Source organism: Streptomyces sp. NPDC016309, from assembly GCF_043077235.1.
Classification (GTDB): domain Bacteria; phylum Actinomycetota; class Actinomycetes; order Streptomycetales; family Streptomycetaceae; genus Streptomyces.
Map to the genome: position 1 here is coordinate 140,103 of NZ_JBIBSG010000001.1, position 14,793 is coordinate 154,895.

The 14,793-nt window shown below is 73.5% G+C and carries 12 protein-coding genes; 7 read left to right on the plus strand and 5 right to left on the minus strand.

Annotated features, from left to right (window positions below; genetic code table 11):
* Positions 1-23: 23 nt before the first annotated feature.
* The gene (locus ACF068_RS00570; RefSeq protein WP_392272664.1) at positions 24-854 is read left to right on the plus strand and encodes an aldo/keto reductase; all 831 of its coding nucleotides are present in this window, start codon (positions 24-26) and stop codon (positions 852-854) included.
* A 101-nt stretch (positions 855-955) separates the two neighbouring features.
* On the opposite strand, the gene ACF068_RS00575 is transcribed toward ACF068_RS00570, so the two are convergent.
* Positions 956-2,572, minus strand: coding sequence for an MFS transporter (locus ACF068_RS00575; RefSeq protein WP_392271944.1), 1,617 nt, complete (start codon positions 2,570-2,572; stop codon positions 956-958).
* A gap of 102 nt (positions 2,573-2,674) precedes the next feature.
* Between ACF068_RS00575 and ACF068_RS00580 the strand changes: the two genes are divergently transcribed.
* Positions 2,675-3,274, plus strand: coding sequence for a TetR/AcrR family transcriptional regulator (locus tag ACF068_RS00580; protein ID WP_392271945.1), 600 nt, complete (start codon positions 2,675-2,677; stop codon positions 3,272-3,274).
* A 76-nt stretch (positions 3,275-3,350) separates the two neighbouring features.
* Here ACF068_RS00580 and ACF068_RS00585 read toward each other — a convergent pair whose 3' ends face one another.
* The gene (locus ACF068_RS00585; RefSeq protein WP_392271946.1) at positions 3,351-4,538 is read right to left on the minus strand and encodes a YncE family protein; all 1,188 of its coding nucleotides are present in this window, start codon (positions 4,536-4,538) and stop codon (positions 3,351-3,353) included.
* Positions 4,539-4,693: 155 nt separating this feature from the next.
* Positions 4,694-6,040 (minus strand): cation:dicarboxylate symporter family transporter, encoded by a 1,347-nt coding sequence (locus tag ACF068_RS00590; protein ID WP_392271947.1) that lies wholly within the window; start codon positions 6,038-6,040, stop codon positions 4,694-4,696.
* A gap of 124 nt (positions 6,041-6,164) precedes the next feature.
* On the opposite strand from ACF068_RS00590, the gene ACF068_RS00595 reads away from it, so the two are divergent.
* From ACF068_RS00595 to ACF068_RS00605, 3 genes are all read left to right on the plus strand, one after another.
* The gene (locus ACF068_RS00595; RefSeq protein WP_392271948.1) at positions 6,165-7,877 is read left to right on the plus strand and encodes an ATP-binding protein; all 1,713 of its coding nucleotides are present in this window, start codon (positions 6,165-6,167) and stop codon (positions 7,875-7,877) included.
* Entirely contained in the window at positions 7,874-8,602 is a 729-nt protein-coding gene (locus ACF068_RS00600; protein WP_392271949.1) for a response regulator, read from the plus strand. Before ACF068_RS00595 ends, ACF068_RS00600 begins: the two co-directional genes overlap by 4 nt.
* Before the next feature lie 110 nt (positions 8,603-8,712).
* On the plus strand, positions 8,713-9,399 hold the full coding sequence (locus ACF068_RS00605) for a helix-turn-helix domain-containing protein (RefSeq protein WP_392271950.1): 687 nt from the start codon (positions 8,713-8,715) through the stop codon (positions 9,397-9,399).
* Between the two features lie 48 nt (positions 9,400-9,447).
* Here the strand turns inward: ACF068_RS00605 and ACF068_RS00610 are convergent, their stop codons facing one another.
* A complete protein-coding gene (locus tag ACF068_RS00610; protein ID WP_392271951.1) occupies positions 9,448-9,882 on the minus strand; it encodes a hypothetical protein in 435 nt (144 codons plus the stop codon).
* A gap of 197 nt (positions 9,883-10,079) precedes the next feature.
* Entirely contained in the window at positions 10,080-11,105 is a 1,026-nt protein-coding gene (locus tag ACF068_RS00615; RefSeq protein WP_392271952.1) for an ATP-dependent 6-phosphofructokinase, read from the minus strand.
* A gap of 304 nt (positions 11,106-11,409) precedes the next feature.
* Here ACF068_RS00615 and pta point away from each other — a divergent pair, with 304 nt between their 5' ends.
* Complete coding sequence (gene pta, locus ACF068_RS00620; protein WP_392271953.1) at positions 11,410-13,518, plus strand: phosphate acetyltransferase; 2,109 nt, start codon at positions 11,410-11,412, stop codon at positions 13,516-13,518.
* A 29-nt stretch (positions 13,519-13,547) separates the two neighbouring features.
* A complete protein-coding gene (locus ACF068_RS00625) occupies positions 13,548-14,777 on the plus strand; it encodes an acetate kinase (RefSeq protein ID WP_392271954.1) in 1,230 nt (409 codons plus the stop codon).
* The last annotated feature ends 16 nt before the right edge of the window (positions 14,778-14,793 follow it).

Below are 14,793 nucleotides of genomic sequence, written 5' to 3' on the forward strand. Positions count from 1 at the left end.
TCGGCGCCGTGGGGCTCGGGGCGATGCCGCTGTCCATCGAGGGCCGCCCCGAGGAGGCCCGCGCGCTGGCGACCGTCCACGCCGCGCTCGACGCGGGCGTCACCCTGATCGACACGGCCGACTCGTACCACGCCCCGGCGGGCGGCGAGCCCGGCGACGGTGAACGCCTGGTCGCCCGCGCCCTGGCGGCATACGGCGGCGGGGCCCGCGACCGAGTGCTGGTCGCCACCAAGGGCGGCCGGGGCCGCACCCCCGGCGGCGGCTGGACCGTCGACGGCCGCCCCGAGCACCTGCGGCGTGCCGCCCGGGCGTCGGCGCGGCGGCTGGGGGTGGAGGCGATCGGCCTGTACCAGTTGCACAAGCCGGACCCGGCCGTGCCGTACGCCGAATCGCTGGGCGCGCTCCGCGACCTGCTGGACGCGGGCACCATCCGGATGGCCGGCGTCTCGAACGTGGACGTGGCGCAGATCCGCCTCGCCCGCGAGGTCCTGGGCGACCGGCTGGTCTCCGTGCAGAACCAGTGGTCCCCCGCCGTCCGGGACAGCGAGCCCGAGCTGCGGCTCTGCGCCGAGCTGGGGCTGGCGTTCCTGCCGTGGAGCCCCCTCGGCGGCATCTCGCGCAGCTCGCTGGACGGCCCGTCCGCCCGGGAGGCCGACCCCCGGTTCGGCGCCTTCCACCGGGTGGCGCGGGAGCGGGGGGTCAGCCCGCAGCGGGTGGCCCTGGCATGGGCGCTGGCCCGCTCCCCGGTGGTCGTTCCCATCCCGGGGGCCAGCCGCCCGGAGACGGCCCGCGACTCGGCCGCGGCGGCGGATCTGGTCCTGGACGAGCGGGAGCGGGAGCTGCTCGGCCCGTGAGGCGCGGGGGCCTCGGCGCCGCCCGTGAGGGGCGGAAACCGCCGGGCCGTGACGTGCGGCCCCCCGGCGGCACGTCACGGCCCGGCCGTGCGGGGGCGGGCTCAGACCAGCTCGGGCTCGCGGGCCTCGGTCTCCGCCTTCGCGCGCGCCGTGCGGCCCGGCAGGAGGAGGGCCACCAGGACCGTGCCGACGGCCAGGATCGCCGCGCCGACGAGGCTGGTGTGGGCCACCGCGTCGGAGAAGGCCGAGCCCACGGCGTCGGCCATCCGCTCGGCGCCCTGCGTCAGTTGGGCGGCCTGCGCCGGCGAGGCGTGGGCGGCCTGCTCGCCGATGCCGTGCGCGACGGCGAATCCGGCGCCGACCGAGTCCTGGGCGGTGGTGAGCGCCTCGGCGGGGAGGCCGCTGCCCTCGGTGGCGTCGGCGAGGTGCGAGGAGTACGAGGAGGCCAGTACCGAGCCGAGCAGCGCGATGCCGAGCGAACCGCCCAGCTCCAGCGAGGTGTCGTTGACGGCACCGCCCACGCCCAGCTCCGACTCGGGGAACGCGCCCATGATGGCGTCGGTGCAGGGGGACAGCGCGAGGCCGATCGCGACGCCCAGGACGACCAGCGGGGCGACGAAGTCGCCGTACGCGGAGGCCGCGTCGACCCGGGTCAGCAGGGCGAGGGCGAGCGTACCGAGGGCCATGCCCGCGGTGACCGTGACCTTCATGCCCAGGCGCGGGGTGAGGAACCCGGTCAGCGCGGAGCCGACGAACACGGCGCCGGCCAGCGGCAGCATCCGCACGCCCGTGTCGAACGGGTCGTACCCGAGCACGAACTGAAGGTGCTGGGTCAGGTAGTAGAAGGCGCCGAAGACGGCGAGGAAGAACAGGGCGACGGCCAGGTTGGAGCCGGCGAAGCCGCGGTTCAGGAAGCGGCGGACGTCCAGCACCGGGCGCGGGTGGCGCAGCTCCCAGACCACGAAGGCGACGAGCCCGGCGCCCGCGACGACCGCGGCGCCCACGGCCTTGGCGTCCCAGCCGAAGTGCGGGCCCTGGATGATCATGTAGACCAGCGCTCCGGTCCAGACGACGGAGAGCAGCCCGCCGACGTAGTCGATGCGCCCGTGCCGGGCGGCCTTCGACGGCGGTACGAGGGCGAAGGCGCCGACGATCGCGAGCGCGGCGACGGGAACGTTGATCAGGAACGTGGACGCCCAGCCGTGGTTCTCCAGCAGGGCGCCGGCGACCAGCGGCCCGGCGGCGATGGCGAGACCGGCGGTGGCCGTCCACAGGACGATGGCCTTCGCGCGCTCGGCGCGCGGGAAGGTCGCGGCGAGCAGCGACAGCGTGGCGGGCATGATCATCGCCGCGCCGACGCCCATCACGGCCCGGGCGGCTATGACACCGGCGGAGGAGTCGACCAGCGAGCCGGCGACCGAGCCGGCGCCGAAGACGACCAGGCCCAGGACGAGCGCGCCGCGCCGGCTGTACTTGTCGCCGATCGCGCCCAGCAGCAGCATCAGCGCCGCGTAGGGGACGGTGTAGCCGTCGATGACCCACTGGAGGTCGGAGCTGGACAGCCCCAGGTCCTGGGTCATGTCGGGCGCGGCGACGGTGAGGGCGGTGTTCGCCATCACGATGATCAGCAGGCTCAGGCACAGCACGAGCAGTGCCCACCAGCGCTTCGCATAGGGCCGGTCCATCCTCTCGACCGGCTCGTTCATGACGAGACGCATGGTTCTGTCCACCCTTCCAGCGACACGATCTTGCACAGTGATGTGCAATTACACACTCCTGTGCAAGTTACGCCACTGCACAGCCATGTGCAAAATGAAGGCGTGACTTCTGGAAGAGCCGATGCCAACCGGCGCCGTATCGAGCAGGTGGCCCTCACCGAGCTGCTGCGCGACCCGGACGCCTCCATGGACCAGATCGCCCGCGCGGCCGGGGTCGTACGCCGGACCGTGTACGGGCACTTCCCCAGCCGGGAGGCGCTGATCGCCGCGCTCGTGGACAGCGCGGTCGAGTCGGTGGCGCGGGCGCACGCGAGCGGCCGCGAGGGCGTGGACGACCCGGCCGAGGCGCTGGCCCGCGCCACGCTCGCGGTGTGGGAGATCGCCGACCGCTACCGGCTCCTGGTGGCACTGGCCCAGCGGAGCGTCACCATGGAGGGCATCCGGGAGCGGCTGACCCCGGTGCGCGAGGCCTGCGCGGCGGTGCTGCGGCGCGGCCTGGACGAGGGCGTGTTCGCCTCCCCGCTGCCGGCCGCCGCCCTCGCGTACGTGCACGAGCAGGTGCTCTTCGGGCTGATGGAGGCGGTGAACGCGGGTGCGCTCGCGGCGGACCGGGCGGGGCGGTCCGCCGCGGTCACGATGCTGATCTCGGCGGGGACGCCGGCCGAGCGGGCGGCGGAGCTGGTGGCGTCGCTGGAGCCGTAGGCCGTGTCCGTGAAGTCTCGCCTGGCCCGCGGTGCCCCGGACGCCCCCTAGGGCCTGCCTGCCGGATCCAGCCGGATCAGCGGTCCAGACCGGACAGCGCGTCCGCCGCCACCCGCCCGGCCCGCTCGCGCTGCGGGAAGTCGCCGACCTTCACCCGGGCGACCTCCTTCGCGGTGCGGTAGTCGACGACCGACACCTCGTCCCGGTTGGAGAGGGTCACGAAGCAGTGCGTGCCGCCGGGCCCGGTGAGGGACCAGTACGGCAGCGCCCCCGGCTCGTAGGGGACGAGGCCGTCGGTGGTCAGGCCGGGGCGGGAGACGACGGCCGTGTAGTCGTCGATGGTGCCGGCCATGCACAGCTTGTCGTTCGCGCCGTTCATCGCCATGCCGTGGTGGGCGGAGTTCTGCGGGTAGTCGTCCGGCTTCAGCGCCGCCCCCGCCGCGCTGAACGGCATCTCGACGGTCCGCACCGTGCGCCCGGCCTGGAGGTCGTACTCGATGAACCCGTTGAGGTAGGAGAGCTGGGCGTACATCGTCTTCCCGTCCGGGGTGATCACGGCCGGGCGCACCCCCTTGTCGAAGGTGTACTTCCGCAGCACCTTCAGCGTGGTCGCGTCGGCGACCGTGACCTGCTTGGTCCCCTTGAGGGCGTTGAGGGCCTTGGGGAACGAGGTGATGCCGATGGACATGTTGTAGATGCGGCTGCCGTCCGCCGAGTACATGTTCTCGTGCGGATACGTGCCGGTCGCGAACTCCCCGGTGACGCGGCCGGTCGCGGTGTCCAGGGCCTGCGCCTTGGCGGCGGTGATGGCGGAGACGACGAAGGTGGAGCCGTCCGGGGAGAGGACGGCGTGGTCGGCCTTGAGGCCGTCGAGGTGCGTGCGCCAGAGCTGCCGGCCGGAGGCGATGTCGTACGCGGCGGCGTCGCCGAGGTTGCCGCGCGAGACGTAGAGGGTGCGCCCGTCGGGTGAGAGGTGGGCGTCGTCCACGAACTTGTCGCCGCCCGCCTGCTGCCGGACGATCTCGTAGGCGGCGCGGCGGATCGGGTCCATGCCGGCGAGGACCGCGTCGAGGTCGGGGACGACGTCGAGGGAGCCGAGGTTCTCGTACGTACGGGAGTCGATGAAGCTGACCGTGCCGTCCGCGCTGTTGCCGACGACCACGACGTCGCGCGGGGCGGTCCTGGGCTCCTCGGCGGCGGAGGCGGTGACCTGGCCGAGGGCCACCGTGAGGGTGAGGGCGAGCAGTGCGGGAAGACGCGACATGGGGGATCCCTTCATGCACATGCCAGAAGTGGTCCCTACGATGACACGTTCCTGTTACCGGCGGTACGGGCGGAACGGACCGAACCGCGCGGGGGCCTCCCGCGCGGTTCGGTCGCCCGGACTCCGTAAGCCCGGGGCGCCTCGGTCCCGGTACGTCAGACCTTGACGGGCTCGCGCGGCTCGGGGAGGTCGTCCGTGCCACCGGGGGCCGGGGCGTGGTCGTCGACCAGGGTCCTCTCGTCGAACGGCACCTTCCCGGCCAGGACGTCGGCCACCCGCGCCTTGTCGATCTCCTTGGTCCAGGTGCCGACCAGGACGGTGGCGACCGCGTTGCCCGCGAAGTTGGTCAGGGCGCGGGCCTCGCTCATGAAGCGGTCGATGCCGACGATCAGGCCCACGCCGTCGACCAGTTCGGGGCGGTGCGACTGGAGACCGCCGGCCAGCGTCGCCAGGCCCGCGCCGGTCACCCCCGCCGCGCCCTTCGAGGCGATGATCATGAAGACGAGGAGGGAGACCTGCTCGGAGAGCGAGAGCGGGTCGCCCATCGCCTCGGCGACGAACAGCGAGGCCATCGTCAGGTAGATGGCGGTGCCGTCCAGGTTGAAGGAGTAGCCGGTCGGGACGGTGATGCCGACGACGGGCTTGCTCACGCCCAGGTGCTCCATCTTGGCGATCAGGCGCGGCAGCGCCGACTCGGAGGAGGAGGTGGACAGGATCAGCAGGAACTCCCGGCCCAGGTACCGCAGCAGCGTCAGGATGTTCACGCCCGCCACCAGCCGCAGCAGGGTGCCGAGGACGCCGAACACGAACAGGGCGCAGGTGAGGTAGAAGCCGATCATGATGACGGCCAGCGACTTCAGGGCGTCCACGCCGGTCTCGCCGACCACCGCCGCGATGGCGCCGAACGCGCCCACCGGGGCGGCCCACATGATCATCGCGAGGATGCGGAAGACCAGGCGCTGGATGTGCCCGATCCCGCGCAGCACCGGCTCCCCCGCCCCGCCCATCGCCTGGAGCGCGAAGCCGGCCAGGAGCGCCACCAGGAGCGTCTGGAGCACCTCGCCCGCCGTGAACGCGGAGACCAGTGTCTTGGGGATGACGCCGAGGAGGAAGTCGGCGGTGCTCTCGCTCGCCCCCGACGCCTGCTTCTCGCCCGCCGCCGCGACCTCGTCCGTCAGCCGGAGGCCGGAGCCCGGCTCCAGCACGTTGCCGACGACCAGGCCGATGGCGAGCGCCACGGTCGACATGACCATGAAGTAGCCCAGGGCCAGTCCGCCGACGGCGCCCACCTTCGCGGCCTTGCGCACCGATCCGACGCCCAGCACGATCGTGCAGAAGATGATCGGGGAGATCATCATCTTGATCAGGTTGACGAAGCCGGTGCCCAGCGGCTTCAGTTCGACGGCCACCCCCGGGGCGGCGAAGCCCACGGCGATGCCGAGCACGACCGCCCCGATGACGGCCAGATACAGATAGTGGGTACGGTCCCGTCGTGCGGCCACGGGGTCCTCCTCGGTGAGTCGCTCCACTGTCCCTGTGGATCCCCGAGACCATCTCTCACCTTGTGACGGCGGTCACCGTTGCGTACCTTTCGTTCACACGTTTTCGGACAGGCGGACCTCGCTCATGCGCTTCTCGCACACCCGTCCCCGCAGCCTCGCCGGCCAGCTCTTCGCGATGCAGGTCGTGCTGGTGGCCGCGGTCGTGGCGGGGTGCGCGCTCTTCGCGTACGCCGACGACCGCGGCCAGGCCGAGGAGACCGCACGGCGGCAGACCACCGCGACGGCGACGGCGGTCGCCCGCGCCCCCACGGTCGTGGAGGCCGCCCGGTCCCACGACCCGACCGCCCGGCTCCAGCCGTACGCCGCCTCCCTCGTCGGGGAGCCCGGCGTCACCTTCGTGACGATCATGGCGCCGGACGGCACGCGCTGGACGCACCCCGAGCCGGACCGGATCGGCAGGAAGTACCTGGGACACATCGACGCCGCCCGGCGCGGCGACACGTACTCCGAGACCTATGTGGGGACGCTGGGGCGCTCGGTGCGGACGGTGGCCCCGGTGTACGACCGGGGCGAGGTCGTCGCCCTCGTCAGCGCGGGCATCACCGTCGACCGGATCAGCGAGCAGCTCCAGGGCCAGGTCACCGCGCTGCTCGGGATGGCCGGCGCGGCGCTGGCGCTGGGCGGCGCGGGGACGTACGTGGTCAACGCCCGCCTCCGGCGGCACACGCACGGCATGAACGCCGCCGAGCTGAGCCGGATGCACGACTACCACGAGGCCGCGCTGCACGCGGTGCGCGAGGGCCTGGTGATGCTGGACGGGGAGCGGCGGATCGCGCTGATCAACGACGGGGCGCGGGAGCTGCTGGGCCTGGGGCCCGGGGTGGTGGGCACGCCGGCCGACCGGCTCGGCCTGCCGCCGTCGCTCACCGGGGCGCTGCTGTCCGGCGGGACGCGGGTGGACGAGCTGCACCTGACGGCCGATCGCGTGCTGGTGGTGTCCACCCGGCCGGTGGTCGGCGGGGAGCGGCGGGGAACGATGGTGACACTGCGGGACCACACCGAGTTGCAGGCCCTGTCCGGCGAGCTGGACTCGGAGCGCGGCTTCACGCAGGCGCTGCGCTCGCAGGCGCACGAGGCGGCCAACCGGCTGCACACGGTGGTGTCGCTGATCGAATTGGGGCGGGTGGAGGAGGCCGTGGGCTTCGCGACGGCGGAGCTGGAGCTGGCCCAGACGCTGACCGACCGGGTGGTCGACGCGGTCGGCGAACCCGTGCTGGCGGCCCTGCTGCTGGGCAAGGCCGCCCAGGCGAGCGAGCGGGGCGTGGAGCTGGTGCTGACGGAGGACAGCCGGATCGACGACGGTGTCCTGCCGCCCGCGCTCCCGGCGCGCGACCTGGTGACCATGCTGGGCAACCTGATCGACAACGCCCTGGAGGCGACCCGGGGGACGCCCGCCGCGCGGGTCACGGTCACCGCGCGGACGGACGACGGTGAACTGCTGCTGCGGGTCGCCGACTCGGGCCCGGGCGTCGGCGCGGACGACCACGAGGCCGTCTTCCGGCGCGGATGGTCCACCCACGGCCCGGGGCGGGGCCTGGGCCTGGCGCTCGTGCGGCAGGCGGCCCACCGGGCACGCGGCACCGTCGCCCTGGACGACGCCCCCGACGGCGGCGCGCGCTTCACGGTCCGGCTCCCGCTGCCGCCCGCGGCCGCCCGGGCCGGGGTCACGCGGGGCGCCGGTGAGCCGGGCGCGGTCGGCGCGGACGCGGGCGGGCCGGGCGCGGTCGGCGCTGCGGGGAGCGAGCGGCCGGTCCGGGCCGGCGAGGTGCCGTCATGACCGGGCCTGCGCCGATCCGGGTCCTGGTCGTCGAGGACGATCCCGTCGCGGCGGACGCGCACGCGCTGTACGCGGGCCGGGTGGCGGGCTTCACCGTGGTCGGGGTGGCGCACTCGCGCGCCGCCGCCGTCCGGCTGCTGGAGCGGACGCCGGTCGACCTGATCCTCCTCGACCTGTACCTGCCGGACGGTCACGGCCTGCACCTGCTGCGATCGCTGCGCGCCTCCGGCCACCACGCCGACGTCATCGCGGTCACCTCCGCCCGCGACCTGGCCGTCGTGCGCGAGGGCGTCTCGCTCGGCGTCGTCCAGTACGTGCTGAAGCCCTTCACCTTCGCGACCCTGCGCGACCGGCTCGTCCGGTACGCCGAGTTCCGCGCGGCCGCCGGCGAGGCGTCCGGCCAGGACGAGGTCGACCGGGCCCTCGCCGCCCTCCGCACCCCCCAGCCCGCCGCCCTCCCCAAGGGCCTCAGCGCCCCGACCCTCGCCGCCGTCACCCGTACCCTCCGCGAGGCGGACACCGGGCTCACGGCCGCCGGGGCCGCCGCGGTCGTCGGCATCTCCCGCATCACCGCCCGCCGGTATCTGGAGCACCTCGTCACCGCGGGCCGGGCGGAGCGCAGTCCGCAGTACGGACAGGTGGGCCGCCCGGAACTCCGGTACCGCTGGGTCCCCTCCGGGGCCGGAACGGGGCCCGGGGAGGGAACCGGGGCCGGAGCAGGGTAAATTACCGACAGGTAGGGCAGTAGCGGGCGCATCTGGACGTTCCTACGACATTTGCCCTTGGGTGAACCGACCGTAGCCAAAAGTGACCCTCTGCTCCTACGGTGTGCCGCGTGCACCCCTCTCCCCCGTCCCCACCGTTCAACGCCATCGCCGCGCGCCGACTGCGTGAGGCGCTGGGAATGGCTCCCGCCCATGTCGCCTACGGCCTGCGCGCCCAGTACGGCCTCGGCGTCCCGCCCGAGACGGTCATCGCCTGGGAGCGCGGCGCGGCGGCGCCCGACCCGCGGGAGCTGACCGCCCTCGCCGGCGTCCTGTGGTGTTCGCCCGGCGAGCTGCTGGCCGCCGCCACCACCCTGCGCGAGCACCGCCTGGCTCGGGCCCTCGCGCCCGAGGACCTCGCCCGCCGGGTCGGTCTGGACACCAAGGCGTACCTGCGTATGGAGGAGTCCGGCCGGTGGCGCGGCAACGAGCGTCAGACGGCGGCACTGGCCGACGCGCTCGCCCTCGGGCCGCGCGAGCTGATCACGGCCACGGGCCGGGACGAGGAGCTCGCGGACCTGCTGCGGAGTGCGGCGACCACGCGGTGGCAGGCGTATGTGAAACCGGCGGCGAAGCTGCTGCCCATGGACCGCCACCACCTGGAAGACGTCCTCCAGCAGCTCCACGCCGACTACCAGTCGCGGATGGTGGCGACCAATAGCTGGGGCTCCGACGTGACCGGCGACAGCGGCGGCGAGGCCGGCCGGGAGTACCTGGCGCGGGTCGTCGAGCACTTCTGGGAGCTGGCCCGTCTCTGACGGCCGCCGGGCTCCCGGCGCCGGCTCCCGCCCCCGGCGCGCCGGCCGTCACGGACGCCGCGGCACGCCCACCGCCCCGGACGGCACCGCCCCGGATGCCGCCGCCCCGGCCGCCGCCACCTCGGCCGACGTCGCCGCCCCGGCGCGGGGCGTCCCGGTGGCGGGCGCCCCGGTGGCAGGTGCCCCGGTGGCAGGTGCCCCGCTGCCCGGCGCCCTTCCGGGTGCGGTCGTCGCGGGACTCGCCGTGCCGGGGACGGTCGTCGCGGGGGCGTCCGGGCGATAGGGATCGGCGTCCCCGCCCCGTACGAACGTCACGACCGTGACGGCGGCGACCACCAGCGCGGCACCGGCGACCACCGGTACGGCCGCCCGCCGCCACCGCGGCTCCGCGGGGCCGTCGGGCCCGCCCTCCGGCGCCCCTCCGGGCACCGCGCCGAACCCGGCCGCCCGCTCCCGGGGAGCGGGAGGTTCCTCGTCGGTCATGCGGCGCCGCCCTCCCTCGCCGGCCGCCCACCCGGACCCGGTGGGGCATGTCCCGGACAAGCGCAAGCCTCGCCGAAGCGGCGGCCCGGCTCAAGAGGGCAGGACGCGCCGGCCGCGAAACGGCGTACGCACGGGGAAGGGCCCACTCACGGGGGACGGCATCCGCCCGGGGGCGGCGTCCGCGCGGCCCCCGGGCGTCAGAAGACGGACTCCGCCTCGTACATCCGGTTGTGCGGCACCGTCTTCAGCCGGGTGACCGCGTCCGCGAGCGGCACCATCACCACGTCGGTCCCGCGCAGCGCCGTCATGTTGCCGAACTCCCCGCGGTGCGCGGCCTCCACCGCGTGCCAGCCGAAACGGGTGGCGAGGACCCGGTCGTACGCCGTCGGCACGCCGCCCCGCTGCACATGGCCGAGGATGACCGGCCGGGCCTCCTTGCCGAGCCGCTGCTCCAGCTCGGCGGCGAGCCGGTTGCCGATTCCCTGGAACCGCTCGTGGCCGAACTGGTCGATCGCGCCCTTCTCGTACTCCATCGAGCCCTCGGCCGGGTGCGCGCCCTCGGCGACGCAGACGACGGCGAACTTCTTGCCGCGCGCGAAGCGTTCCTCGACCATCTTCACCAGGTCGTCGACCTCGAAGGGCCGCTCGGGCAGGCAGATGCCGTGCGCGCCGCCCGCCATGCCGGACTCCAGGGCGATCCACCCGGCGTGCCGTCCCATCACCTCGACCACCATCACCCGTTGGTGGGACTCGGCAGTGGTCTTCAGACGGTCTATGGCCTCCGTGGCCACCGTCACGGCCGTGTCGAAGCCGAAGGTCCGGTCGGTCGAGGAGATGTCGTTGTCGATGGTCTTCGGCACGCCGACCACCGGCATCCCGGCGTCCGCCAGCATCCGGGCGGCGGTCAGCGTGCCCTCGCCGCCGATGGGGATGAGAACGTCGATGCCGTACCGCTTCTGGATCTCCTCGCAGTTCTCGGCCGCCTCGCGCAGCCGGGCACGCTCCAGGCGGGCCGAACCGAGGATGGTGCCGCCGCGGGCGAGGATGCCGCTGACCGCGTTGAGGTCGAGGGGCCGGTAGTGGCCGTCGAGCAGACCCTTGAAGCCGTCCTCGAAGCCGATCACCTCGTCGCCGTGGCCGGTCATGGCACGGTGCACGACCGACCGGATCACTGCGTTCAGGCCGGGGCAGTCGCCGCCTGCGGTGAGAACTCCGATGCGCATCGTGCCGTGTCTCCTGCTCAGTAGTGGTACGGGTGAGCCTTACCGAATTGTCCCACGCCGGGGGTCCCGTCCGTGCTCACGGCGCCCGCACCGAAGGGCCTTCACAGCCGCCCCGGCCCCGCCCCGGCCCTGCTCCGCCACCGCCCGAGCGCGGGCTCCACGACCCGGGTTCCCCCGTCCCGGCGGGCCAGACGCCCGGGGGGCGCTCTACCCAGCGCCAGAGGTATTGTCAAGAGGGTATGGCCACCCCAACGGGGTTTTTTGTTCGCCCATTCATTCGACTTCAGGGGACAGGAGAGCTTGCGTGGCGCGCAGCGTGTACGTGACCGGGATCGACCGCGGGGACGGCCGGCAGGTCGTGGAGCTGGGAGTCATGGAGCTCCTGACTCGCCAGGTGGACCGGGTGGGGGTGTTCCGGCCGCTGGTGCACGACGGTCCCGACCGTCTCTTCGACCTGCTGCGGGTGCGCTACCGGCTGTCCCAGGACCCGGCCACCGTCTACGGCATGGACTACCAGGAGGCGGCCGCGCTCCAGGCCGAGAAGGGCACGGACGAGCTGGTCGCCCAGCTCGTCGAGCGCTTCCACCGGGTGGCCCGCGACTACGAGGTCGTGCTGGTGCTCGGCACCGACTTCCACGCCACCCAGCTCCCCGAGGAACTGGCGCTGAACGCGCGGCTCGCCAATGAGTTCGGCGCCTCGGTGATACCCGTCGTCGGCGGCAAGAGCCAGGCCGCCGAGTCCGTCCGCGCCGAGACGCGCAACGCCTTCCGCGCGTACGAGAGCCTCGGCTGCGACATCCTCGCCATGGTGGCCAACCGGGTGGCGCCCGAGGACCGGGACGCCATCGCCGAGCGCCTCGCGGCCCGGCTGCCCGTCCCCTGCTACGTGATCCCCGACGAGCCGGCGCTGTCCGCCCCGACGGTCGCGCAGATCAGCCAGGCGCTGGGCGCCGAGGTGGTGCTGGGCGACGATTCCGGGCTCGCGCGCGACGCCCTGGACTTCGTGTTCGGCGGCGCCATGCTGCCGAACTTCCTCAACGCGCTGACCCCCGGCTGCCTGGTCGTCACCCCCGGCGACCGCGCCGACCTGGTGGTGGGCGCGCTGGCCGCGCACTCGGCCGGGACGCCGCCCATCGCGGGCGTCCTGCTGACCCTGAACGAGCGGCCCAGCCGGGAGATCCTCACCCTCGCCGCGCGGCTGGCGCCCGGCACCCCGGTGATCTCCGTGAGCGGCAACAGCTTCCCGACGGCCGCCGAGCTGTTCTCCCTGGAGGGCAAGCTGAACGCGGCGACGCCCCGCAAGGCCGAGACCGCGCTCGGGCTGTTCGAGCGGTACGTGGAGAGCGGTGACCTGCTCAAGCGGATCTCGGTGGCGCGCACCGGCCGGGTGACCCCGATGATGTTCGAGCACGACCTGCTGGAGCAGGCGCGGGCGGACCGGCGCCGGGTGGTGCTGCCGGAGGGCACGGAGGAGCGCGTCCTGCGCGCCGCCGACGTCCTCGTACGCCGGGACGTGTGCGAACTGACCCTGCTCGGTGATGTCGAGGCGATCCGCAAGAAGGCCGCGGACCTGGGCATCGACCTGAAGCACACCCAGCTCATCGACCCGGCGGCCAGCGAGCTGCGCCAGCGGTTCGCGGAGCGGTACGCCGAGTTGCGCGCCCACAAGGGCGTCAGCGTGGAGCTGGCCTACGACGTGGTGTCGGACGTCAACTACTTCGGCACCCTGATGGTGCAGGAGGGCCTGGCGGACGGGATGGTGTCGGGCTCGGTGCACTCCACCGCGGCGACGATCCGCCCCGCCTTCGAGATCATCAAAGCGAAGCCTGGGGGTACCTCCCAGGGCGGAGCCCGAGGGGGAGCGTCGATCGTCTCGTCGGTCTTCTTCATGTGCCTGGCCGACCGGGTTCTGGTGTACGGCGACTGCGCGGTCAACCCGGACCCGAACGCCGAGCAGCTCGCCGACATCGCGGTCCAGTCCGCCGCCACGGCCGCCCGGTTCGGCGTGGAGCCGCGGATCGCGATGCTGTCGTACTCGACGGGCACGTCGGGCTCCGGCGCGGACGTCGACAAGGTGCGCGAGGCGACGAAGCTGGTGCGCGAGGCGCACCCCGAGCTGAAGATCGAGGGCCCGATCCAGTACGACGCGGCGGTCGAGCCGTCCGTCGCGGCGACCAAGCTGCCTGGGTCGGAGGTCGCGGGGCAGGCGACCGTGCTGATCTTCCCGGACCTCAACACCGGCAACAACACGTACAAGGCCGTGCAGCGCTCGGCCGGCGCCGTGGCCGTGGGGCCGGTCCTCCAGGGCCTGCGCAAGCCGGTCAACGACCTGTCGCGCGGCGCGCTCGTCAGCGACATCGTGAACACGGTCGCGATCACCGCGATCCAGTCCCAGCCCACCGCGTCCGCATGACCGCCCGCACGGCAGAAGGCACCGAACCCATGAGCAATGCGAGCAACCCGACCCGGGTCCTCGTCCTCAACTCCGGCTCCTCGTCGGTGAAGTACCAGCTCCTCGACATGCGCGACGGCGCGCGGCTGGCCGTCGGGCTGGTCGAGCGGATCGGCGAGGAGACCTCGCGCCTGGTCCACACGCCGCTGACCGGCGGGGAGTCCGGCAAGCGGGAGCGTACGGCCCCGATCGCCGACCACGAGGCCGCGCTGAAGGCGGTCTCCGAGGAGCTGACGGCGGACGGGCTCGGCCTGGACTCGCCCGAACTGGCGGCGATCGGGCACCGGGTGGTGCACGGCGGGCTGAGGTTCTCGGCGCCCACCGTGATCACGGACGAGGTGATGGCGGAGATCGAGCGGCTGATCCCGGTGGCCCCGCTGCACAACCCGGCGAACATCACCGGCATCCGCACCGCCCAGGCGCTGCGCCCCGACCTCCCCCAGGTGGCCGTCTTCGACACGGCGTTCCACACCACGATGCCGGAGCACGCGGCGCGGTACGCGATCGACACCGCGACCGCGGACGCGCACCGTATCCGGCGGTACGGCTTCCACGGCACGTCGCACGCGTACGTCGCCCGGCGTACCGCGCGGCTGCTGGGCAAGGAGCCGTCCGAGGTGAACGTGATCGTGCTGCACCTGGGCAACGGCGCCTCGGCCTCGGCGGTGGCCGGGGGCCGGTGCGTGGACACCTCGATGGGCCTGACCCCCTTGGAGGGGCTGGTGATGGGTACCCGATCCGGCGACGTCGATCCGGCGGTCGTTTTCCACCTGGTGCGGGTGGCCGGAATGTCGACCGATGAGATCGATGTCCTGCTGAACAAGAAGAGCGGATTGGTGGGGCTTTGCGGCGACAATGACATGCGGGAGATCCGCCGGCGGATCGAGGAGGGCGACGAGCGGGCGCGGCTCGCGTTCGACATTTACATCCACCGGCTGAAGAAGTACATCGGCGCCTATTACGCCGTGCTCGGCCGGGTGGACGCGGTGGCGTTCACGGCGGGTGTCGGCGAGAACGCGGCCGCGGTGCGGGAAGCTGCGGTGGCGGGCCTGGAGGAGCTGGGCCTGGCGGTGGACGCGGGTCTCAACGAGATCCGCTCCGGTGAGGCGCGGCTGATCTCGCCGGAGTACGCGCGGGTGGCGGTCGCCGTGGTCCCGACGGACGAGGAGCTGGAAATCGCGCAGCAAACCTACTCACTGGTCACTTCGCCGGCCCATTGAGCCCCACGATTGAGCG

Excerpts from the sequence above, each read along its gene's own strand:
- ACF068_RS00625 (WP_392271954.1), top strand. The coding sequence starts at position 13,548 with ATGAGCAATGCGAGCAACCCGACCCGGGTCCTCGTCCTCAACTCCGGC.
- ACF068_RS00575 (WP_392271944.1), bottom strand. The coding sequence starts at position 2,572 with ATGCGTCTCGTCATGAACGAGCCGGTCGAGAGGATGGACCGGCCCTAT.
- ACF068_RS00595 (WP_392271948.1), top strand. The coding sequence starts at position 6,165 with ATGCGCTTCTCGCACACCCGTCCCCGCAGCCTCGCCGGCCAGCTCTTC.
- ACF068_RS00610 (WP_392271951.1), bottom strand. The coding sequence starts at position 9,882 with ATGACCGACGAGGAACCTCCCGCTCCCCGGGAGCGGGCGGCCGGGTTC.
- ACF068_RS00585 (WP_392271946.1), bottom strand. The coding sequence starts at position 4,538 with ATGTCGCGTCTTCCCGCACTGCTCGCCCTCACCCTCACGGTGGCCCTC.
- ACF068_RS00615 (WP_392271952.1), bottom strand. The coding sequence starts at position 11,105 with ATGCGCATCGGAGTTCTCACCGCAGGCGGCGACTGCCCCGGCCTGAAC.
- ACF068_RS00600 (WP_392271949.1), top strand. The coding sequence starts at position 7,874 with ATGACCGGGCCTGCGCCGATCCGGGTCCTGGTCGTCGAGGACGATCCC.
- ACF068_RS00570 (WP_392272664.1), top strand. The coding sequence starts at position 24 with ATGCCGCTGTCCATCGAGGGCCGCCCCGAGGAGGCCCGCGCGCTGGCG.